At 28.9% G+C, this 20,439-nt stretch carries 20 protein-coding genes; 8 read left to right on the top strand and 12 right to left on the bottom strand.

All coding sequences use genetic code 11. The features are described from left to right. Positions 1-3 precede the first annotated feature (3 nt). The 4 genes from rplU to metX all read right to left on the bottom strand — a co-directional run bounded on the left by rplU (position 4) and on the right by metX (position 2,911). On the bottom strand, positions 4-408 hold the full coding sequence (gene rplU, locus AC5SL4_RS06135; RefSeq protein WP_006997690.1) for a 50S ribosomal protein L21: 405 nt from the start codon (positions 406-408) through the stop codon (positions 4-6). A gap of 65 nt (positions 409-473) precedes the next feature. Continuing rightward, positions 474-1,193: a hydroxyacylglutathione hydrolase gene (gene gloB / locus AC5SL4_RS06130; protein ID WP_494587272.1), complete on the bottom strand. Its 720-nt coding sequence runs from the start codon at positions 1,191-1,193 to the stop codon at positions 474-476. Further along, on the bottom strand, positions 1,194-1,790 hold the full coding sequence (gene metW / locus AC5SL4_RS06125) for a methionine biosynthesis protein MetW (protein ID WP_018413606.1): 597 nt from the start codon (positions 1,788-1,790) through the stop codon (positions 1,194-1,196). A gap of 2 nt (positions 1,791-1,792) precedes the next feature. Further along, positions 1,793-2,911, bottom strand: a complete 1,119-nt coding sequence (metX, locus tag AC5SL4_RS06120; RefSeq protein ID WP_020168877.1) for a homoserine O-acetyltransferase MetX — start codon at positions 2,909-2,911, stop codon at positions 1,793-1,795. A gap of 191 nt (positions 2,912-3,102) precedes the next feature. Here metX and hisC point away from each other — a divergent pair, with 191 nt between their 5' ends. Both hisC and AC5SL4_RS06110 read left to right on the top strand, forming a co-directional pair. After that, on the top strand, positions 3,103-4,185 hold the full coding sequence (gene hisC, locus AC5SL4_RS06115) for a histidinol-phosphate transaminase (protein ID WP_494587271.1): 1,083 nt from the start codon (positions 3,103-3,105) through the stop codon (positions 4,183-4,185). Between the two features lie 2 nt (positions 4,186-4,187). Next, positions 4,188-5,084 (top strand): prephenate dehydrogenase/arogenate dehydrogenase family protein, encoded by an 897-nt coding sequence (locus AC5SL4_RS06110; protein WP_271623132.1) that lies wholly within the window; start codon positions 4,188-4,190, stop codon positions 5,082-5,084. Here the strand turns inward: AC5SL4_RS06110 and AC5SL4_RS06105 are convergent. The 3 genes from AC5SL4_RS06105 to AC5SL4_RS06095 are packed head-to-tail and all read right to left on the bottom strand — an operon-like array spanning position 5,081 to position 8,641. Next, complete coding sequence (locus AC5SL4_RS06105) at positions 5,081-5,827, bottom strand: C40 family peptidase (protein ID WP_494587270.1); 747 nt, start codon at positions 5,825-5,827, stop codon at positions 5,081-5,083. The two genes, AC5SL4_RS06110 and AC5SL4_RS06105, sit on opposite strands and share 4 nt — an antisense overlap. Next, on the bottom strand, positions 5,817-7,193 hold the full coding sequence (locus AC5SL4_RS06100) for an AmpG family muropeptide MFS transporter (RefSeq protein WP_494587269.1): 1,377 nt from the start codon (positions 7,191-7,193) through the stop codon (positions 5,817-5,819). Before AC5SL4_RS06100 ends, AC5SL4_RS06105 begins: the two co-directional genes overlap by 11 nt. A gap of 2 nt (positions 7,194-7,195) precedes the next feature. Beyond that, positions 7,196-8,641: a TrkH family potassium uptake protein gene (locus AC5SL4_RS06095; protein WP_494587268.1), complete on the bottom strand. Its 1,446-nt coding sequence runs from the start codon at positions 8,639-8,641 to the stop codon at positions 7,196-7,198. A 90-nt stretch (positions 8,642-8,731) separates the two neighbouring features. Here AC5SL4_RS06095 and AC5SL4_RS06090 point away from each other — a divergent pair, with 90 nt between their 5' ends. Genes AC5SL4_RS06090 through AC5SL4_RS06075 form a run of 4 tightly spaced genes read left to right on the top strand, consistent with a single transcriptional unit; the run spans position 8,732 to position 12,277 of the window. After that, positions 8,732-10,294, top strand: a complete 1,563-nt coding sequence (locus AC5SL4_RS06090; protein WP_271616152.1) for a lysine--tRNA ligase — start codon at positions 8,732-8,734, stop codon at positions 10,292-10,294. Next, on the top strand, positions 10,294-11,346 hold the full coding sequence (locus tag AC5SL4_RS06085) for a quinone-dependent dihydroorotate dehydrogenase (RefSeq protein ID WP_494587267.1): 1,053 nt from the start codon (positions 10,294-10,296) through the stop codon (positions 11,344-11,346). The genes AC5SL4_RS06090 and AC5SL4_RS06085 overlap by 1 nt, the downstream gene beginning before the upstream one ends. A 53-nt stretch (positions 11,347-11,399) precedes the next feature. Continuing rightward, the gene (rpmB, locus tag AC5SL4_RS06080; protein WP_018413598.1) at positions 11,400-11,723 is read left to right on the top strand and encodes a 50S ribosomal protein L28; all 324 of its coding nucleotides are present in this window, start codon (positions 11,400-11,402) and stop codon (positions 11,721-11,723) included. Continuing rightward, complete coding sequence (locus tag AC5SL4_RS06075) at positions 11,723-12,277, top strand: queuosine precursor transporter (RefSeq protein WP_018413597.1); 555 nt, start codon at positions 11,723-11,725, stop codon at positions 12,275-12,277. Before rpmB ends, AC5SL4_RS06075 begins: the two co-directional genes overlap by 1 nt. Here AC5SL4_RS06075 and speB read toward each other — a convergent pair. Genes speB through AC5SL4_RS06060 form a run of 3 tightly spaced genes read right to left on the bottom strand, consistent with a single transcriptional unit; the run spans position 12,274 to position 15,373 of the window. After that, on the bottom strand, positions 12,274-13,149 hold the full coding sequence (speB, locus tag AC5SL4_RS06070) for an agmatinase (RefSeq protein ID WP_271616154.1): 876 nt from the start codon (positions 13,147-13,149) through the stop codon (positions 12,274-12,276). The genes AC5SL4_RS06075 and speB overlap by 4 nt on opposite strands. Before the next feature lie 2 nt (positions 13,150-13,151). Next, positions 13,152-14,195 carry a 1,9-bis(guanidino)-5-aza-nonane synthase gene (locus AC5SL4_RS06065; RefSeq protein ID WP_271480731.1) on the bottom strand — a complete coding sequence of 348 codons (1,044 nt, stop codon included), beginning with the start codon at positions 14,193-14,195 and terminating at the stop codon, positions 13,152-13,154. Next, on the bottom strand, positions 14,195-15,373 hold the full coding sequence (locus AC5SL4_RS06060; protein ID WP_494587266.1) for a type III PLP-dependent enzyme: 1,179 nt from the start codon (positions 15,371-15,373) through the stop codon (positions 14,195-14,197). Before AC5SL4_RS06060 ends, AC5SL4_RS06065 begins: the two co-directional genes overlap by 1 nt. 148 nt (positions 15,374-15,521) lie before the next feature. Between AC5SL4_RS06060 and AC5SL4_RS06055 the strand changes: the two genes are divergently transcribed. Further along, positions 15,522-16,085 (top strand): ActR/PrrA/RegA family redox response regulator transcription factor, encoded by a 564-nt coding sequence (locus AC5SL4_RS06055; protein WP_006997707.1) that lies wholly within the window; start codon positions 15,522-15,524, stop codon positions 16,083-16,085. On the opposite strand, the gene AC5SL4_RS06050 is transcribed toward AC5SL4_RS06055, so the two are convergent. Together AC5SL4_RS06050 and AC5SL4_RS06045 are read right to left on the bottom strand one after the other, a co-directional pair. Next, positions 16,078-16,629 (bottom strand): biotin transporter BioY, encoded by a 552-nt coding sequence (locus tag AC5SL4_RS06050; RefSeq protein ID WP_006997708.1) that lies wholly within the window; start codon positions 16,627-16,629, stop codon positions 16,078-16,080. The genes AC5SL4_RS06055 and AC5SL4_RS06050 overlap by 8 nt on opposite strands. A 32-nt stretch (positions 16,630-16,661) precedes the next feature. Further along, positions 16,662-17,591, bottom strand: a complete 930-nt coding sequence (locus AC5SL4_RS06045; RefSeq protein WP_006997709.1) for an ABC transporter ATP-binding protein — start codon at positions 17,589-17,591, stop codon at positions 16,662-16,664. A 50-nt stretch (positions 17,592-17,641) separates the two neighbouring features. Between AC5SL4_RS06045 and polA the strand changes: the two genes are divergently transcribed. After that, positions 17,642-20,416 (top strand): DNA polymerase I, encoded by a 2,775-nt coding sequence (polA, locus tag AC5SL4_RS06040; protein ID WP_006997710.1) that lies wholly within the window; start codon positions 17,642-17,644, stop codon positions 20,414-20,416. Positions 20,417-20,439: the final 23 nt, after the last annotated feature.

The raw sequence follows: 20,439 nt of genomic DNA, 5'->3' as shown, positions 1-20,439 counted from the left end.
AATTTATTTGCTTGCTACTTCAGTCTCAACTTTTTCAACTTTTTTAGTTGGTTTTACCATTTTCTCAGCTTCTGATAAAACTTTACCATCTTTTGAAAAAATTTTGCTAATTCTAATTAATGAATACTGTTGTCTATGACCATTTTTTCTTCTTGAATTCTGTCTTCTTCTTTTTTTAAATATTAAAATAGTTCTATTTTTACCATTTTCTACAAGGTCGGCTTCAACTTTTGCACCTTCAACTACTGGAGAACCAACTTCAATAGTTTTATCATCTCCATAAGCTAGGATTTCTTTAAATTCGATTTTAGTTTCAGGTTTAGAATCTTCTAATCTTTCAATTTTAAGGATTTCACCAGCTTTAACTTTGTACTGTTTTCCACCTGTTTGTATTATTGCGTATGACATTGTTTAATCTGTTTTTTATAATCAGCAATATAGTCTTGACCAAATTATAGTCAAGCGCGAATAAGCTAAAAATTGTCCTTTAAATCTCTCAATTTTGAAAAGCTTTCCTCTGTACCCGATCTAAGAAAAATATTGCACTCTAATTCCTCTTTAATTGTAGATGGAATAGTAGGTAGGTTTTTTTCTAATTTTTCATCTATAAGTTTAATCTTAACTTTAAGGCTTTCATTATCTTGGTCGTGAGCAATACAAAATTTAGAGTTTTGTTTGGTATATTCATGTCCGCAATAGACCTTAGTTTTTTCTGGCAGAGCTTTTATTTTCATCAATGAATTATACATCTGTGAGTATGTTCCTTCAAAAATCTTGCCACAACCAAGTGAAAAGAGGGTGTCTCCAGTAAAAACAGACTCTTCATTATAAAAATAAAAACATATATGGCCAAGGGTATGACCAGGTATATGAAATATTTTAGCCTGGAAATTTTCTTCATGCCAAATGTCCTGATCACCAACAAGTATATCTATTTCTGGAATTCTATCTTTGTCTCCTTTGTATCCAATAACACTAGCTCCATATTTTTCTTTTAATTCTTTATTTCCCCCAACATGATCATAATGATGATGTGTATTTAATATATATTTTAAATGTATATTTTTATCTTCCAAATATTTGATAACAGGTTTTGCTTCACTAGGGTCAATCACACATGCAATATTTTTAGCTTTATCAATAATTAGATAAGAATAATTATCCTGTAGACAGCGTATTATTTCAATTTCCATTTAACTTTCAATTAAAAAAATACCCAATTCTGCAGATAAATTTTTAGTATTTAGATTAAGTCTATTAATAGAAGATATCTTTTCGTTATGTAGAGCTAATGATTTATCTAATTTAATTTTTCTATTTTCACAAAAATTATAAAAATCTTTTATAGTGCACATATGAAGGTTGGGAGTATTGTACCACTCATCAGGTAGATTTTTTGTAATTGGCATTGTTCCTTTAATTAATAGGTGAAGTCTAACCTTCCAAAAACCAAAATTAGGTATTGTAACAATAGCTTTTTTGCCAACTCTTAATAGTTCTTTGATAACTATTTCAGGATTTAAAAATGCTTGTAATGTTTGACTTAAAATAACGAAATCAAAGGAACTGTCAGGAAATTGTAATAGATCTTTTTCTGCATCACCTTCGATAACAGTTAGTCCTTTTGATAAACATTTTTGAACATTATCTTTTGAGATTTCTATTCCTCTTATGTCTATTTCTTTATTATATTTAAGATATTCCATTAATATGCCATCTCCACACCCCACATCTAAAACTCTAGTATTTTTTTCAATTAAATCGGAGATTATTTTAAATTCTTGTTTCATGTTTAGTTTTTAGAATAAGCTGTTTTAATATAGTCACCTAGAGTATTTAAAAATTTAGGAACTTTTAAAAGGAATGAATCGTGCCCTTTGTCAGATTCAATTTCAACAAATCCGACCTCAGCACCTATAGCATTTAAGGCTATAACAATTTCTTTATTTTCAGAGGTTGGATAAAGCCAATCAGAAGTAAAAGATATAATAAGAAACTTAGTTTTAGTTTTTTCAAATGCTTTAGATAAATTACCATGATGTTCTTTTACTAGATCAAAATAGTCCATTGCTCTTGTTATGTATAGGTAGCTATTGGCGTCAAATCTATCAACAAATACAGATCCTTGATATCTTAAGTAGCTTTCAATTTGAAAGTCAGCATCAAAACCAAATTTCAGATCATCTCTTTCTTGTAACTTCCTTCCAAATTTTTCCTGAAGACCATTTTTAGACAAATAAGTTATATGTGCAGCCATTCTTGCAACAGATAATCCTTTATTAGGATTTTTATTTTGATTGGAATAATCACCGTTCTCCCAATTAGCATCAGCCATAATTGATTGTCTACCAAGTTCATTAAAAGCAATGTTCTGTGCCGAATGACTAGCTGTACAGGCTATTGGAATAGCAACTTTTGCTTTATCAGGGAAGTTATTAACGAATTGAAGTGTCTGCATACCACCCATTGATCCACCCATAACAGCAAATAATTTTTCAATATTAAAAAAATTTAAGAGATTAAATTGCGCGTTAACCATGTCATTAATAGTAATAACAGGAAAAGTAGTGCCATATTTTTTATTGGTATCAGGGTTAATATCACTAGGACCAAATGAACCCATACAGCCACCAATAACATTTGCACAAATTACAAAGTATTTATCAGTATCAATAGCTTTACCAGACCCAACAGCATAAGACCACCAACCTTCTTTTTTAGTAATTGGATTTATTCCAGATACAAATTGATCACCAGTCAAGGCATGAAAAATAAGAATAGCATTATCTTTATTCTCATTTAGAGAGCCATAAGTTTCGTAAGCTAGAGAATAATTATTGATAGTTTGGCCACAATCTAATTTTAATGGTTTATCAATTATAATATTTTTTATGTTCACATTTATATTCATAAGTATTAGCCAAATTTGAATTGTGAGACAAAAAAACTTATTTAGCGGTTTTTTTTAAGCGCTCGCAATTCAGTTAAATCAGCGCATATTTTTTGTACTAGATAGCATTTCTTATGTCAATTTTTTTAAAAAATGACTTATTCTATATGAAAGGATAATATTTTATTTATAAGGTAAATTAAATTAATATAATGACAGTTCCAAAATTTAAAAAATTCAAAATAGAGGCTTATAAACCAGGTAAGTCAAATATAGCAAAAATACGAAATATTATAAAATTATCAGCAAATGAGTCAGCTCTTGGTGTAAGCCCGAGAGTAAAGAAAATTTTACAGAATAAAGAATTGTTAATATCGAAGTATCCAGACGGTAAAGCAAAAAAATTAAGAAAAGAAATTTCAAAGAAATTTAAGTGTGATTTTGAGAGAATAATTTGTGGTGCAGGGTCAGATGAAATTATTCAAATGATTTGTCAGTTATACTTAAAACCTTCTGATGAAGTGATTGTTCCTCAATATAGCTTTTTAATGTACAGGATATATGCACAAATAGTGGGGGCAAAAGTTGTTTTTTCTAAGGAAAAAAATTTTAAAGTTTCGATAAATGAAATTATTAAGAAAGTAACAAGAAAAACCAAGCTAGTATTTATTGCTAATCCAAATAACCCAACAGGAACATACTTAACTAGAGCAGAATTAATAGACTTAAGAAAGAAATTAAATAAAAACATTTTACTAGTTTTAGATGATGCGTATTTTGAATATATAAAAAATAAAGATTATAAATCTGGTTTAGATTTATTTAAAAATAAAGATAATGTTGTTGTGATAAGAACTTTTTCAAAAATATATGGACTGGCCTCCTTAAGAGTTGGCTGGGGTCATGGGCCAAAAAAAATTATATCTGCAATGAACTTAATTAGACCGCCATTTAATGTAAATCAAGTTGCACAGATGGCAGCAATAGAAGCTTTAAAAGATAGAAAATTTATTAATAATTCTGTGAAACACAATATTAGAGAAGCAAATAAAGTTAGAAATGTTTTACAAAAACTAAAAATTTTCTCAAATGAAGTAACGGCTAATTTTTTACTGTTAAATTTTGATAGATGTAAATTTTCAGCTAACTATATTTTTAACAAACTGCAGTCAAAAGGAATTATATTAAGATCTACAGAGGATGGGTATAATATTAAAAACAAATTAAGATTAACAATTGGATCAACAAAAGAGAATATGAGATTCATAACAACAATTAAGGCTATCTTTAATTGATTATGAAAAATGTTTTAATTATAGGCTGTGGTTTAATTGGTTCTTCATTATTAAGAGCAATTTCTGAAAAAAAAATAGCTAAAAAAATATTTGTCTATGAAAAATCAAAATCAAATATTTTAAAAATCAAAAAATTAAAATTACCATGTGAAATTACAAATGATTTAAAGCAAATTATCCCAAACTTAGATTTGATAATATTTTGTACTCCACTAGGAGAATATGAAAAAATAATTTTAAAGATAAACAGATATTTATTACCCAAAACTATTATTACAGATGTTGGATCATCTAAAGAAAAGTCTATGGACTTAATTAAAAGAAAATTAAAAAAAGGAATTTTTTGGACATCCAGTCACCCTATTGCAGGTTCAGAAGTTAGTGGCCCAGAAAACGGAGTAAAAAATTTATTCCTTAATAAATGGTGCATATTAATAAAAGAAAAAAATACTAACAGAAAACATCTTATGATACTTACCAAGTTCTGGAAAAAAATTGGTTCAAAAGTTGCAATTATGGACTCAAAAAAACATGATACGATTTTTTCTATGACCAGTCATTTGCCTCATTTAATTGCATATAATTTGGTTAAAACAGCTACAGACTTCGAAAAACAACAAAGATATGAATTAATAAAATTTAGTGCCGGTGGTTTGAGAGATTTTTCAAGAATTGCTGCATCTAATGAAATTATGTGGAGAGATATTTTTTTTAATAATCAAAAAAATATTTCAAAAGTTATTGATCTGTTTATTAAAAATTTACGTTCATTTAAAAGAGATATTCAATTTAAAAATAATAAATCTATTATTAAAAAATTAGTTAATACTAAGAAGGTTAGGAAAAAAATAATTAAGTTAAAACAAGATATTAATAAGCCAGATTTTGGAAGAAATTAGTATTTTATAGGGGATATTTTTTTTACTGTTAATTTTGCTGTTCTTTCAATTCTATTTATTGTCTCTTTTATATTCATAATCAAAACTTTCTTTTCAGGACCATATGCATGAATTAACTTTTGAGCGTTAATACAAACAGCAACATGACCTTTCCAAAAAATAATATCACCTTTTTTAAAAACTTTACTTCTATTTTTTTTTGCTGAATATTTTATTTGGTCTTTTGTGTCTCGTGGATAAAATTTATTATTATAGTAAAAAAATAATTGTAAAATAGCAGAGCAGTCTATACCTCTATAAGTTTTACCACCCCATAGATATTTAATTTTTAAAAACATTTTTAATACTTTTAAATAATCTTTTTCAATATGATTAATTTTTTTTATATTAACTTTTTTAATCCATTTATTTTTTTCAAACTCTATGAATTTTTTATTTTCATGAATCATTGAAATTCTTGATGCAAAGGGCAAAAAATTTTTTGTTTTATTTTTTTGTTTATTATAAATATTTGCTTTTAGAGTAAATATTTTATGGGTTGGTTGGTGATCTTTTGTGTAATCTTTATTTTTTATGTATCCAGTATAATTATCGAATAAAGCCTTTATTTTTATCCAACTTTTATTCTTAGATATAATTTTAAATTTTTCTCCGTACAAAATTTGAGAGGTAACCTCAGAAAATGCATTGGGCTTTTTATGGATATTTGATAATGGTTTTTTATAAAAATAACTATCTTTCATGAAGTTTTAATTTATCTTTTATAAGCCATAAGCAAATCAAAGAAGGTATTACCATGATGGCTGTAATGATAAAAAATACTCCCCAATCTCCATTAAGCCAATCTACTAATGCTCCAGATGATGATGCAAGTGTAGTTCTACCTGCAGTTCCAATTGATGCAAGTAACGCGTATTGGGTTGCAGTATATGTTCGGTCTACTAGTAATGAAATAAATGCTACAAATGCAACTGTTGCAAATGCTGCTGCTATATCATCAAATATGACTGCTACTGCAAATAACAACTCGGATTTATCACTCCACGCTAAGACTGTGAATAATAAGTTAGTTGCAGCCATTAATATTCCTGCAACAAACATTGCTTTTAAAACACCAGATCTAATTACAAAAAGTCCACCCAGCAATGTAAACATAACTGTAGTAATCCAACCTAAAGTTTTAGAATAAATTGCAATATCACCTTTAGAGAAGCCTATTTCTTTATAAAAAACTATCGACATACGTCCAAGAAAGGCCTCACCAATCTTAAATAAAAAAATAAAACTTAAAATTCCAACAGCAATTGTAAAACCATTTTTCCTAAAAAAGCTTATTATAGGGCCACCTAATGTGCTGCTTATCCATGTTATGAAATTAGTTATAATATTTTTTGATCCAAGTTTACTTTCTATAAGTTTATCAGTTTCTTTTTGTTTTTTTTGTCTGTCAGTATAAAGAGGCTCATGGACAAACATCAAACCTATATTCATTAAAATTACTAGAATTCCTAAAATTAAAAATGTAATTTGCCAGTAATTTGTAACACCCATATTCTCTAAATATTCTGCTGTAAATAAAGCTATTACACCACCTAATTTGTATCCACTCCACCAGCCAACAACAGCCATAGCAGCGCCAGCGGCCATTGATTTACTTTCGTGTTCGCCTATTTGTTCAATTCTTAAAGCATCAACTGTAATATCTTGTGTCGCTGATGCTATAGCAATAATTAAACCAACTGTAATTAGTAGTGCAAGGTTTTCGGTAGGATTAATGAAACTCCAAGTAACAAGACAAGCTAAAATTGCAATTTGCATTGAAACTATCCAGCCTCTTCTATGACCAAGTTTTTTTGTTAGGTAGGGTATTTGAAATCTATCAATAAGGGGGGCCCATAAATAATTAAAAGCATAAACAGCAAATATTAGTCCTGCCCAACCAATTGTTGATCTGCTTAAGCCCTCTTCTTTGAGCCATAGACTTAAACTGCTCCCAATTAAAACCCAGGGAAAACCAGAAATTGCACCTAATAATAATATTCTAAGCATTCTCTTATCAAAGTAGACAGCAAAAGTTTCTGATAAGGATTGTTTTTTAATTTCAATCATAGTTAATTTCTCCAAAATGATGGAAGAAACAATACAAGTATAGCAAATAATTCCAACCTACCCAATATCATTCCGAGACTTAAAATCCATTTAGATATTTCTGGTAAGCTTGAAAAATTGCCATTAGGGCCAATTGTAGAGCCTAATCCTGGACCAACATTTGAGATAGAAGTTGCGGCACCAGAAATTGAAGTAACAAAATCTAGACCACTTAAGGACAAAAATGCAGTTATTAAAAAAAATATAACCAAATAAAGAAAGATAAAAGAAATGATGGAAGCCATAAATTTATCATCAACATTATTTTTATCATATTTTATTATGAATATGCCTTTTGGATAAATAATCTTTTTTAATTGATTAATAATAAAAAGGTATAAAATTTGAATTCTAAAAATTTTAATTCCACATGTGGTAGAACCAGCACAACCACCAATGAACATTAAAGTTAGAAAGAAAATGAGTGGAAAATTACCCCATCCATCAAATTCTCCAGTAACATATCCCGTTCCACTTAATATAGAGATAACATTAAAACAAATAGTCCTAATATTTATTTGAGAAAAATCTTTGTTGTGAAAAAGTAAATAAATAAAAAGTATAATAATTGAAAAAACAATAATTTTTAAAAACGATTTTATTTGAACATCAGAGATAAGAATTTTTCTGTCTCCATTTAAAAATTTTATATAAGCAATAAAAGGTAAACTCCCTAATATGATGAAAACCATGGATGATATTTCGATAGGTAGACTATTAAAATATCCAATAGATTCGTTATAATTTGAAAAGCCACCCGTTGCTATCGTGGTCATTGAATGAGTTAAGCTATCAAAAATATTCATACCAAAAATTTTATATGTAGAAGCACAAAGCACGGTTAGACCTAAATAAACGTAAATTAGTCTAAGTGAAATTTCTTTTGATTTTGGTAATAGTTTTTCAGAAGAATCATTACTTGAAATTTTAAACAATTGCATTCCACCAACATTCATTATTGGCATTAAGGTTATTGCCATTACAATAATACCAATTCCACCTAACCATTGAAGCATTGCTCGCCACAAAAGTATCGATCTTGGAGCACCCTCTAAGTTGGAGATAATTGTCGACCCTGTTGTGGTGATTCCAGACATACTTTCAAAGAAAGAGTCAGTAATTGAAAGTTCAAGAGTAGAAAAAATAAAAGGTAAAGAACCAAATATTGCAATACTTAACCAAGAAAGAGCAGTTAATAAGAACGCTTGTTGTAGATTTAATTTTTTATCATGATTTAAATTTGTTAAAAAAAATAAAACACCAAATATTATAGAAATTATAGAGCCTCCAATAAAAGAGGAGTCAATTTCTGAATATATAAACTGAGCTATAATTGGAATCATCATGGAAATTCCAAGAATAATTTGCAAAACACCCAAGGTAAAAAAAACAGTTTTATAATTAGACATTTTGAAAGAACATTATTTTATGGTAAATAAATTTCAACTCTATAAGAATTAATAAAAACACCAAATATAAGATATTTGTTATTAAACAAAGTGATTGAAAAAGATAATTTAGATAAAACTAACGCATGGCCCTTTGTTGAGGCTAAAAAATTACTGCGTGAAAGAAAGTCCTTTATTGATAAAAAAGGTAAAATAATTTTACAAACTGGTTATGGTCCAAGTGGGCTGCCCCATATAGGTACATTTGGTGAAGTTGCAAGAACATCGATGATGGTTAATGCTTTAAAACAACTCACAGATATACCAACGGAAATCATAACTTTCTCTGATGACATGGATGGCTTTAGAAAAGTTCCAGAAAACGTTCCAAATCAAGAGCTCTTAAATAACAATCTTCATAAGCCTTTAACTCAAGTGCCAGATCCATTTGAAAAATTTTCAAGTTTTGGCGAACACAATAATGAAATGTTAAAAGATTTTTTAAATAAATTTAATTTTGAATATAATTTTCAAAGCTCTTCAGTTCTTTATAAGAGTGGTTTTTTTAATCCCACATTACAGATAATCCTAGAAAATTATCAAGGTATTATGGATATAATTCTTCCAACACTAGGGAAAGAAAGACAAAAAACTTACAGTCCATTTTTACCAATTTGTCCAGACACCGGTAAGGTTTTAGAAATTCCAGTTTTAGAAATACTAAAAGAAAAATCCAAAATTATATTTGATAATAATGGAAAAAAACTTGAGGTAAGTATCTTCGATGGGAATTGCAAATTACAATGGAAAGTAGATTGGGCAATGAGATGGTACGCTCTTGATATAGATTTTGAAATGTATGGAAAAGATCTAATTGAAAGTGCAATATTATCATCAAAAATAATCAAGTTAATTGGAAAAACAAACCCATCTGGGTTTGCTTATGAGCTTTTTTTAGATGAAAAAGGAGAAAAAATATCAAAATCAAAAGGAAATGGAATTACAATTGATCAGTGGCTGGAGTATGCATCACCCGAAAGTCTTTCATTATATATGTATCAAAATCCCAAAAGAGCAAAAAAACTATATAAAGAAATAGTTCCTAAAACAGTCGATGAGTACTTGGACTTTATAGAAAAAGCTAAAACACAAAATGAGTTACAGCTATTAATGAATCCTGTTTGGCATGTGCATAATGGATTAATTCCTAAAGAAGATACTATTATGAGCTTTTCAATGCTTTTAAATTTAGTAGAAACGAGCAATGCAGACTCTAAGGAGTTACTTTGGAAGTTTGTAAAAAAATATAAACAAAACCTTTTAGAAAAAGAACACCCAATTTTTGATAATCTTATAGGTTATGCGATTAAGTATTTTAATGACGTAATAAAATTACAAAAAAAATACAAAACTCCTGACGCAAATGAAAAAGTCGCATTAGAAGCACTGGTTAAGTCTCTTGATAGTTGCAATGATAAGATGTTGCCTGAGGATATTCAGACATTAATTTATTCAACGGGAAAAGAAAATGGTTATGCAGAAAACTTGCGTGATTGGTTTAAATTAATTTATGAGGTTGTTTTTGGAGATGAAAATGGACCAAGAATGGGTTTTTTTATAAGTTTTTTTGGAGTAAACGAAACTAAAGAGTTAATTAAAGAAAAAATAAAATAATGTTTTCAAAATTCAGATCACTAATTTTCAAAATTGATCCTGAAACTGCTCATAATTTAGCAATTAAGTCTTTAAAACTAAACATATTACCAAACATAGCTGATCAAAATAAAGGAGATCCAATATTTAAGACTAATTTATTTGGTAAGAATATAGATAATCCAATAGGAATGGCTGCCGGGTTTGATAAAAATGCTGAAGTTTATAACCCACTGTTTAAACTTGGGTTTGGTTTTGTTGAAGTAGGAACGGTTACCCCACTTGAGCAATATGGAAATCCAAAGCCAAGAGTTTTTAGGTTGGTTGAAGATCAGGCTCTTATAAATAGGTTAGGTTTTAATAATTTAGGAGCAGAAAATATTAGCCATAGAATTAGATCTAATTCACATAAAGGTTTATTAGGAATCAACATAGGTCCCAATAAAGATAGTGAAGATAGATCAAATGATTATTTGATTGGACTTAGAAACTTTTATGATATCGCTGACTATATTACAGTTAATATTTCTTCGCCTAACACAGAAAATCTAAGAGCTTTTCATGATGAGACTAAATTTGATGAATTGTTGAATGCAATAGAAAAAGAAAAAATTAAACTTAAATCAAAAATTCCAATTGTAGTAAAAATCTCTCCAGATATTTCAGACGAACAAATTGAACTAATAAGTAAAATTTTAATTAAACATAAGATTAGTGCAATAATTGTTTCAAATACAACAGCTAAAAATAGAGAAAAATTGAATAATATTTTAAAGCATCAAAAAGGTGGGCTATCAGGCAAGCCACTAGAGGAAGAAGCTAATAAACTAATAAGTAAGTTTTATAAACTGCTTAAGGGCAAGATTGAAATTATAGGTGTAGGGGGTGTAGACTCAGGAGAAAGTGCTTATAAAAAGTTTCAGGCAGGAGCTAGCTATGTTCAGTTATATACAGGAATGGTTTTTCAAGGACCAAACATTGTAGGAAAGATAAAAAAAGAGCTTAAAGAAATATTAATTGACGAAGGTATTAAGAATTTTAAAGAAATAATAGGAAAGAAGCTGACTAATTGATCCTAATAAACTTGACGAGATCATGAACACATCTTATATAGTCACTAAATATTATGTCTAAAAAATGTGAATTAACTGGTAAAATTCCTATGAAAGGTCACAATGTTAGTCACGCTAACAATAAGACTAAAAGAAGATTTTTACCTAATTTAAAAAAAGCTAAATTTACAAGTGAACTTTTGAAAAGAAGCCTAACTTTAACTGTTAGTAATGCCGGTGTTAGATGTGTTGATAAAAAAGGTACTTTTGATCAGTTTTTAAAGACAGTAAAAAATAAAAATATTTCGCCTAGACTAAAAAAATTAAAAAAAAGTATATTAATTAAATCACCTTTTATTAAAAAGGCACCAAAAGCATCTCCTAGTAAATCAGCTTAATGAAAAAGTTTTTTATACTACTCTCATTTATAATGGGAGTTGTTGTCTTAACTTCAAATTATTTAGTACAATTTCCAATCAATTATTATGGTTTAGAAGAAATATTAACTTATGGAGCTTTTAGCTATCCAGTTGCTTTTTTAATTACGGATCTCGCAAATAGATCTTATGGCAAGGTTGTAGCTAGAAAAATTGTTTATGTTGGTTTTATTATAGGGATTGTATTTACTCTTTTCTTTTCAACAAATTTTGCAGACTTAATTTCAGTTAGAATTGCTATAGGTTCAGGTATAGCATTTATGGTTGCACAGTTGTTAGATGTTCAAATTTTTGACTATTTAAGAAAAAAGAAATGGTTTGTTGCTCCATTAACTTCGTCGTTAATCGGGTCTACTGTTGACACATTTTTATTCTTTTCCATCTCGTTTTATGCAACGGGAATACCATGGGTCACTTTATCTCTAGGTGATTTAGCTGTTAAAATATTTGTTGCTTTAGCAATGTTAATTCCATTTAGATTATTATTAGGAACTTTTAAAGCTTCAAAAGCTTAGTATAAAAATTTGTACGACAAGATTTTATAAGCAAGTTTAGCTACAAGAAAATTGTAAGAATTAAAACCTTTAATAGGTGAAAGCTCATTTATATCTGCACCAACAATATTAGAGTTTTTAGCAGCTATCCGTATGATATTTAAAGTTTCATCCCATAATAATCCACCCGGTTCAGGTGTACCTGTTGCAGGCATTATGCTTGAATCTAAACCATCAACATCAAATGTTAAATAAACTGTTTTATTTTTTATCATTTTTTTAAATTTTTTTAGGTCCCATTTATTTTTGTCTTTTGCCCAAAAGATATCAATCCTAGATGAGTTTTTTTTTAAGAATGGTATTTCACTTTGAGATATATTTCTGATCCCAAATGAAATTATAGAAACATTTTTATGATCAAGACATCTCTTAATAGCTGAAGCATGTGAAAATTTTTCACCATTATAACTCTCTCTTAAATCTGCATGCGCATCAAAATGTAGTAAACATATATCTTTGTATTTTTTTACAAATGGAGCAATACATCCAGGTGTTATTGAGTGCTCTCCACCAAAAGTGATTGGAAATAATTTTTTATCTAATATTTCTTGATTTATATCAGACATCTTTTTAAGAGCTTTTTTAATGTCTTTATCAATTTTAAATGGTTTTAAAGTTTTGATCCCAATTTTTTTATAGGGCTCACAATGTAACTCTTCATCATATAGCTCTACTTGATGAGATGCTTTGATGATTTCTTTAGGGCCATTACGAGTGCCACCACCATAACTTACAGTTTTTTCTAAACCAAATGGAACAACTACTACTTTCTCTTTAAAATTAACATCATTGTCAATTCCTAGAAAACCATTTTTATTAGAAAGATATTTCAATTTTATTTAAATATTTTTGAGAAGTTTTTTCTCGTTCTATTTTTCCAGTCACCTTTATGATAAGCATCGCTTGCTATCAAAGGAAGGACACTAGTTGCTTCTGCAAAAACCATTTGTTCTTTAGCAATATCTACTTTACCCCATGAGCTTGCCTCTTTTAATGTAGAGCTGCTGCAAGCACCATCCCTAGAATCTGCTACTGTAATTTGAACTGCATACTTATGCATCTCAACCTCTTTTCCTAAAAGTTCAGCACAGATAACAGTATCTTGAACAAAGTTTTTAGGTACTCCTCCACCAATCATAAATAAGCCAGATCCTTTTGATTGAATCTTTATTTCAGTTAATTCACGAAGCTCTCTAATAGAATCTATCGTAATATGGTTTTTAGGATTATTTTCTTGATGAGTGACCAATCCAAAACCAGCACTTGAGTCTGTAAACGCAGGACAAAAAATGGGAACATTATTGTCATATGCAGTTTCAATTAAAGAGTCTTTTTTTTTAGAATTTTTCTTTAAATATTTTCCCATTTCATAAATAAATTCTCTTGATGTGTAACTTCTAGGATCAAGTGTATCTGCTATTTCACATATTTTTTGATCACATTCCTGTAATTCATCTTCATCAATATATGTATCGTAAATTCTATCTATATAATTTTTTCTTAATTCAGTGTCATCTTGAAATTGTGAACCTTGATAATGTTTAAAACCTAAAGCTTCAAAAAAATCCATATCAACTATTGAAGCTCCTGTAGCAATAATTGCATCAACCATATTGTATTTAACTAAATCTTTATAAATATTCATACATCCCGCAGCAGAAGTTGAGCCAGCAAGTGTTAAAAAAATTGTACAATCCTTATCTTGAATCATTTCATTAAAAATGTTGGCTGCATTTGCTGTTTCTCTTGAAACAAAAGACATTTTTTCCATTGAGGAAATTATCTTTCTTGCATCAAACGATGTAATATCTATGTGTTCAACTGGATTTTGTAAGAAGCTTTTTTTGCTATTATGAGTTAAATTTTTGTTTTCTGACATTAGGCAACTAGTATAGCCTTATTACTGTCTTTACCATACATGGTCATTATTGGCTCATCTTCTACTTCATAAATCTCATTAGAATAAAAACCATTAAATTGAGTTCTAAAAGTTAGACCGTAGGCTCCAAGCTGACCTAGTTCAATATAATCATTTTCTTTAATATTATTTGGAAGTAAAAATGGCCCTTTCATGTAATCCATGCTATCGCAGGTGGGGCCATAAAAATCAAAAGCAGTTAATTTTTTTGATATTATCTTGCTAGATTTAATTAAACGAGATGGGTAAACCATATTTGGTGTACCAGCATCAAAAAGAGTTCCGTATGTTCCATCATTTATATAAAGTTTTTGTTTTTTTCTAAGATTTACTCTGACAATTGTAGAACCACTTTCTGCAACTATTGCCCTTCCAGGCTCACATAATAATTCTGGAAGTTTTTCTAGTTCTAAATTAATTAAACTTTTTTTTATTTCTTCAAAATAATTTTCTAAAGGTTGAGGTACTAAATCAGGATAGATTGCAGGAAATCCACCACCAATGTTAATGTAATCAGGAATAATTTTTGTTTTTTTTATTATGTTTCCAATCTCTCCAATTCCTTTTGCATAAGAAATTGGGTGCATACATTGAGAACCAACGTGAAAACTTAAGCCGATTTTTTTTGCATATTGTTTCGTTAGTCTTAATAAACCAGTAGCTTCAGAGGTTAATACACCAAATTTTTTAGATAGATCTATTTGAGCATGTTCATTTGAAACAGCAACTCTTACAAATAGTTCAAGATCTTTTGCTTGATTGGTTGCTTCAATAATTTTTATTAATTCATCTTTAGTATCTAAAGAAAAAGTTTTAATATTATAGTTAAAGTAAGCTTCCTTAATACTTTCTCTGCTCTTAACAGTATGCATATATGAACATTTTGCATCAGGGGAGATAGCTCTGATGTCTTTAATTTCTTGAATAGAAGCTACATCAAAGTTTTCAATTCCACTTTCTACTATTGTTTTTAAAACCTCAGGATGTGAGTTAGTTTTAACAGCATATAGAACTTTACCAGGAAATTTATTTCTAAAATAAGAAGAGGCAAACTGTATAGATTTTTTTCTAATACAATAAATAGGCTTTTCCGGTTTTAGTTGATTTATAAGCTCATCAACTGTTTTAAATTTTTGCATTTCATATGTCCCCAAAAAAAATTTAATAAAAAAAAGTTCTTAAATACTTAAAAACTTTCATATAAATCATGCAAATAAGGTAATAGTTAATTAATGTAAAGCAAATAATGGGTGTTGAAATTATCAGATAAGGCACCATATTAATAATATGGTTGAAGCAGCTAATTTAAAAAAATTAAGTGATTTTGATAATAAATCCTTATTAATCGTTGATGATGACAACCCCTTTAGAGACAGGCTTGCAAGAGCTATGGAAAAAAAAGGATTTGAGGTTTTTCAAGCTGAGGGTGTACAAAAAGGAATACTATCTGTTAAAGAGAAAAAACCAGCTTTTGCAGTTGTCGACCTAAGACTAGCTGATGGAAATGGACTTGAGGTAGTAAAGCAAATTCAAATTTCTAATCCAAGCAGTAGAATTATAATGTTAACAGGATATGGAAATATTCCAACGGCTGTTGCTGCGATTAAAGAAGGTGCAATTGATTATCTAGCAAAGCCAGCAGACGCAGATGATGTTGAAAAAGCATTACTAGCCGATCCAGAGAAAAAAGCTGAACCACCAGAAAACCCCATGTCAGCTGATAGAGTTAAGTGGGAACATATTCATAGAGTTTTTGAATTATGCAATAGAAATGTATCTGAAACTGCTAGAAGACTTAAAATGCACAGAAGAACGTTACAAAGAATTTTATCTAAAAGATCTCCTAGATAAATTTTCTAAATTTGATAATTTGTTTAGCCAATATAGCTAATAAGCAAATTTTAAATAATTCAGCTAATAAAAATGGTGTCACTCCTAATTGAAGAATTGGTTTATCCCATCCAATTAAAGTTCCCAACCAAATAGCTCCAAATACATAGATTACAGAAACAGAAAATATTAATTTTCCAAAAATTATAAAAATATTTTTATTAAGATTTAAATAGCCTGCAAAAAAAGAAGCAAATAAAAATCCAATTAAATATCCCATTGTTGGACCAGTAAAATAAACTATTCCAATACCTTTTTCTGGTGAGTTAGAAAATACAGGCATACCTAGAATACCCTCCAGAAGATAAACAGCTACAGATGCCAGGCCAATTTTATACCCGAAAGCAATTCCTAAAAAAAGAACTACAAATGTTTGCATTGTCATAGGCACAGGATAAAATGGTATTTTTAATTTAGCTGAAACAGTTAAAGCCATTGTTCCTATAAAAATTAGAATAAATGTTTTTAATACTTTTTGAATTGTGTTTGTTTTTAATAGATCCATATCCACAAATTACTATTTATTAATGTGATAATCTAGTTTTTTATTAATCTTAAAAAAACATCCTCTAAATCACCGTCGTCAGTTGAAATATCTATAATTTTGACGTTATTTTTCTTAATTAAATTAATTAATTCCTCTATATTAATTTTACTTTTTTCATAAGAAACACAAACTTCATTATCTAAGTGTGAAACTATTTTTAAAGATTCTAGATCATCATCGTTAATATTTATCTTTATATCAGTTTTAAAGGTTACTTTTTTGGTTTGAATTCTATCTAATAAATTCTTAGTGCTGTCTAGGGCAACAATATTTCCTTTATTTAATATAGCTATTCTTCCACACATTTCCTCAGCCTCCTCGAGGTAATGAGTTGTTAAAATGATTGTTACACCAAGTTCATTTAATAATTTTACATTTTTCCATAAATTTTGTCTTAACTCCACATCAACACCAGCAGTAGGTTCATCTAGAATAACTATTGGTGGCTGATGAACTAAAGCTTTAGCCATTAACAATCTTCTTTTCATTCCACCAGATAAACTTCTAGCATAGCTGTTAGCTTGTTTTTCTAAGGACACTAATTTTAGAATTGTATCTGTAATTCTATCTTTTTCTTTAATTCCATAAAGACCAGCCTGTAATTCTAATAATTTTCTTGGGCTAAAAAATGGATCAAGATTTACTTCTTGAGGAACTATTCCAACTGAAGCTCTAACTTGTCTTGGGTTTTTATCTAAGTCAAAACCCCAGACACTTACTCGTCCTGCTGTTTTAACCACTGTTCCAGCTAAAATATTTATAAATGTTGTTTTCCCAGCACCATTAGGACCAAGAAGGCCAAAAATTTCTCCCTCTTTCACGTCTAAGTTTAAATCGTTTAATGCAAGGTTGTCCCCAGCTTGTTTGTTTGAATAAATTTTTTTTAAATTTTTAACAGAAAGTATATTTTTTTGCTCCATGCGTGGTAATACATTTATAGTATTTAAAATATTTAAGATAATATTATTTAATGGATAAAATAAAAAAAACAGATCATTTTTATTTAATAGATGGTTCAGGTTACATTTTTAGAGCTTATTATGCATTACCACCCCTAACTAGAAAAAGTGACGGTCTTCCAGTAGGTGCAGTTAGTGGATTTTGCAGTATGCTATTTAAACTATTAGAGGATTCAAAATCAAATGAAAATCTTCAAAAACCAACACACTTTGCTGTAATATTTGATGCTGCTAGAAAAACTTTTAGAAATGAAATTTATTCAGACTATAAAGCTAATAGATCAGAAGCCCCAGATGATTTAGCACCACAGTTTGAATACATAAGAAAGTCAGTAGTTGCTTTTAATTTACCATCTGTAGATCTTCCAAATTATGAAGCAGATGATTTAATAGCCACTTATGTAGAACAAATTTTAGCAAAGGGTGCAAAGGTGACAATAGTCTCTTCAGATAAAGACTTAATGCAATTGTATAGAAAAGACGTTCGTATATTCGATCCTATGAAAAATAAATTTATAACACCTGAAGATATAGTAACTAAATTTGGAGTGGGCCCAGAAAAAGTTATTGATGTTCAATCCTTAGCTGGAGACAGTAGTGATAATGTTCCGGGAGTACCTGGGATAGGTGTAAAAACTGCAGCAGAACTGATTAATAAGTATGGAACCCTAGAAAAATTATTAGATAACGCTCAAGAAATAAAACAAAATAAACGAAGAGAAACACTTATAGAGAACAAAGATAAAGCGATAATTAGCAAAAAATTAGTGACACTAATGAAGGATGCTCCTGTTGAAAGAAAGTTAGAGGAATTTCATCTAAAGAAGATTGATAAAAATAAACTATATAAATTTTTAAGAGAAATGGAGTTTAATAGACTTCTTAGTTCTGTCATTTCTGCATACGGAGAACCACTGTTAGAAGAGACAGCAAAAGAGACAAAGCCTGAAAAAAAACATCAAAATATAAGTAAAAAAAATTATCATCTAATTACTAATGAAAAAGAAATAGATGAGTGGATTAACGAAGCAGAAGAAGCTGGAGAGCTAGCAATTGATACAGAGACTAGTTCTTTAGATGCACATCAGACTGATTTAGTGGGAATTTCATTAAGCACTAAAATTGGCAAGGCTTGTTATATTCCAATCGGTCATAAGTTTAAAGGATGTTTAAAAAAAGAAACTGTAATTAAAAAACTCAAACCACTTTTAGAAGACAAGAGTGTAAAAAAAATTGGTCAAAATATTAAGTTTGATTTTATTGTCTTGTATAAACATGGAATAAATATGAATTCAATGGAAGATACAATGCTGATGTCTTATGTATTAGATGCTGGAAAAAATAGACATAATATGGATACCTTGTCTGAGATTCATCTACAGCATAAAACAATTTCATTTAAAGAAATTGTTGGTACAGGTAAAAAAGAAATAAACTTTAGTGATGTAGAGCTAGATAAGGCAATGGAGTATGCTGCTGAAGATGCTGATATTACTTACAGATTATACAAAATATTTAGTAAAAATTTAAAATTAGAGAAATTAACTAATATTTATGAAATCTTTGAAAAACCTTTAATTAAGATACTAGCATTTATGGAAATTGAAGGAATTAAAATTGATAATAAATTTTTAAAGGTTTTGTCTGAAAAATTTGAAAAAAAAATAAGTAAACTAGAAAAAGAAGTTTTTAAAATTTCAAAAAAAAAATTTAATATTGCATCACCAAAACAATTAGGTGAAATTATTTATAATGATTTGAAAATTGCTGTACTTAAAAAAACTAGAAAAGGTAGTTTTGCCACAAATGCAAGTGTGTTAGAAGACTTAGCGTTTAAAGGACATGAATTTCCAAAATTAATTCTAGATTGGAGACAAGTGTCCAAGCTTAAAAACACTTACTCAGATGCTTTACCTGAACACATTAATCCAAATACTAAACGAGTTCACACATCATTTTTATTGGCAGCAACAACAACAGGAAGATTGGCATCCAGTGATCCAAACCTACAAAATATTCCTATTAAATCAGAGGATGGTAAAGATATAAGAAAAGCTTTTATAGCAGAAAAGGGCTTCACATTAATATCTGCAGATTATAATCAGATTGAAATGAGAATTTTAGCTGATTTGGCAGAGGTTAAAGAGCTGAAAAAAGCGTTTAGTAACAATGAAGATATTCACTCTCTTACAGCAAGCCAGGTATTTAATGTTGATATTAAAAAAGTAGACCAAGACATGAGAAGGAAGGCTAAGGCTATTAATTTTGGAATAATTTATGGTATTTCACAATATGGACTTGCAAAACAAATCAACGTTTCAAATCATGAAGCAGATGAATTTTTAAATGCCTATTTCTTAAAATTTCCCGAAATAAAAATTTATATGGATAATACAATTAAGTTTTGCAGAAAAAGTGGATATGTAACCAATATTTTTGGTCGAAGATCTCACTTTAATGGAATTAATGATAAAAATTTCAATGTGAGAAATTTTCAAGAAAGAGCAGCTATTAATGCTCCTATTCAAGGATCAGCATCAGAAATCATGCGACTTGCAATGATTAGACTTAATAAAAAATTTGAAAGCATTAAAAATAATAAATCAAAAATATTATTACAAATTCATGATGAATTAATTTTTGAGGTTCCAGTAAAAGAAGTCAAAAATATAACTGAAATAATCAAGGATGAAATGACGAGTGTTACAGAAAGTGATTTACACACTTTTTCAACACCATTGACGGTAGACGTGAATACAGGGGACAATTGGGGAATACTTCATTAATTTATCTCCATTGCCTAAATTAG

This window comes from Candidatus Pelagibacter sp. PS_02, assembly GCF_059418065.1.
The sequence above is the reverse complement of the archived record's forward strand: the minus strand, read 5'-3'. Positions and strand labels throughout refer to the sequence as shown.

Excerpts from the sequence above, each read along its gene's own strand:
- AC5SL4_RS06045 (WP_006997709.1), bottom strand. The coding sequence starts at position 17,591 with ATGGAGCAAAAAAATATACTTTCTGTTAAAAATTTAAAAAAAATTTAT.
- AC5SL4_RS06060 (WP_494587266.1), bottom strand. The coding sequence starts at position 15,373 with ATGCAAAAATTTAAAACAGTTGATGAGCTTATAAATCAACTAAAACCG.
- gloB (WP_494587272.1), bottom strand. The coding sequence starts at position 1,193 with ATGGAAATTGAAATAATACGCTGTCTACAGGATAATTATTCTTATCTA.
- rplU (WP_006997690.1), bottom strand. The coding sequence starts at position 408 with ATGTCATACGCAATAATACAAACAGGTGGAAAACAGTACAAAGTTAAA.
- AC5SL4_RS06100 (WP_494587269.1), bottom strand. The coding sequence starts at position 7,193 with ATGATTGAAATTAAAAAACAATCCTTATCAGAAACTTTTGCTGTCTAC.
- polA (WP_006997710.1), top strand. The coding sequence starts at position 17,642 with ATGGATAAAATAAAAAAAACAGATCATTTTTATTTAATAGATGGTTCA.
- rpmB (WP_018413598.1), top strand. The coding sequence starts at position 11,400 with ATGTCTAAAAAATGTGAATTAACTGGTAAAATTCCTATGAAAGGTCAC.
- metX (WP_020168877.1), bottom strand. The coding sequence starts at position 2,911 with ATGAATATAAATGTGAACATAAAAAATATTATAATTGATAAACCATTA.
- AC5SL4_RS06085 (WP_494587267.1), top strand. The coding sequence starts at position 10,294 with ATGTTTTCAAAATTCAGATCACTAATTTTCAAAATTGATCCTGAAACT.
- AC5SL4_RS06050 (WP_006997708.1), bottom strand. The coding sequence starts at position 16,629 with ATGGATCTATTAAAAACAAACACAATTCAAAAAGTATTAAAAACATTT.
- metW (WP_018413606.1), bottom strand. The coding sequence starts at position 1,790 with ATGAAACAAGAATTTAAAATAATCTCCGATTTAATTGAAAAAAATACT.
- AC5SL4_RS06075 (WP_018413597.1), top strand. The coding sequence starts at position 11,723 with ATGAAAAAGTTTTTTATACTACTCTCATTTATAATGGGAGTTGTTGTC.
- AC5SL4_RS06055 (WP_006997707.1), top strand. The coding sequence starts at position 15,522 with ATGGTTGAAGCAGCTAATTTAAAAAAATTAAGTGATTTTGATAATAAA.
- AC5SL4_RS06105 (WP_494587270.1), bottom strand. The coding sequence starts at position 5,827 with ATGAAAGATAGTTATTTTTATAAAAAACCATTATCAAATATCCATAAA.
- hisC (WP_494587271.1), top strand. The coding sequence starts at position 3,103 with ATGACAGTTCCAAAATTTAAAAAATTCAAAATAGAGGCTTATAAACCA.
- AC5SL4_RS06065 (WP_271480731.1), bottom strand. The coding sequence starts at position 14,195 with ATGTCAGAAAACAAAAATTTAACTCATAATAGCAAAAAAAGCTTCTTA.
- AC5SL4_RS06095 (WP_494587268.1), bottom strand. The coding sequence starts at position 8,641 with ATGTCTAATTATAAAACTGTTTTTTTTACCTTGGGTGTTTTGCAAATT.
- AC5SL4_RS06110 (WP_271623132.1), top strand. The coding sequence starts at position 4,188 with ATGAAAAATGTTTTAATTATAGGCTGTGGTTTAATTGGTTCTTCATTA.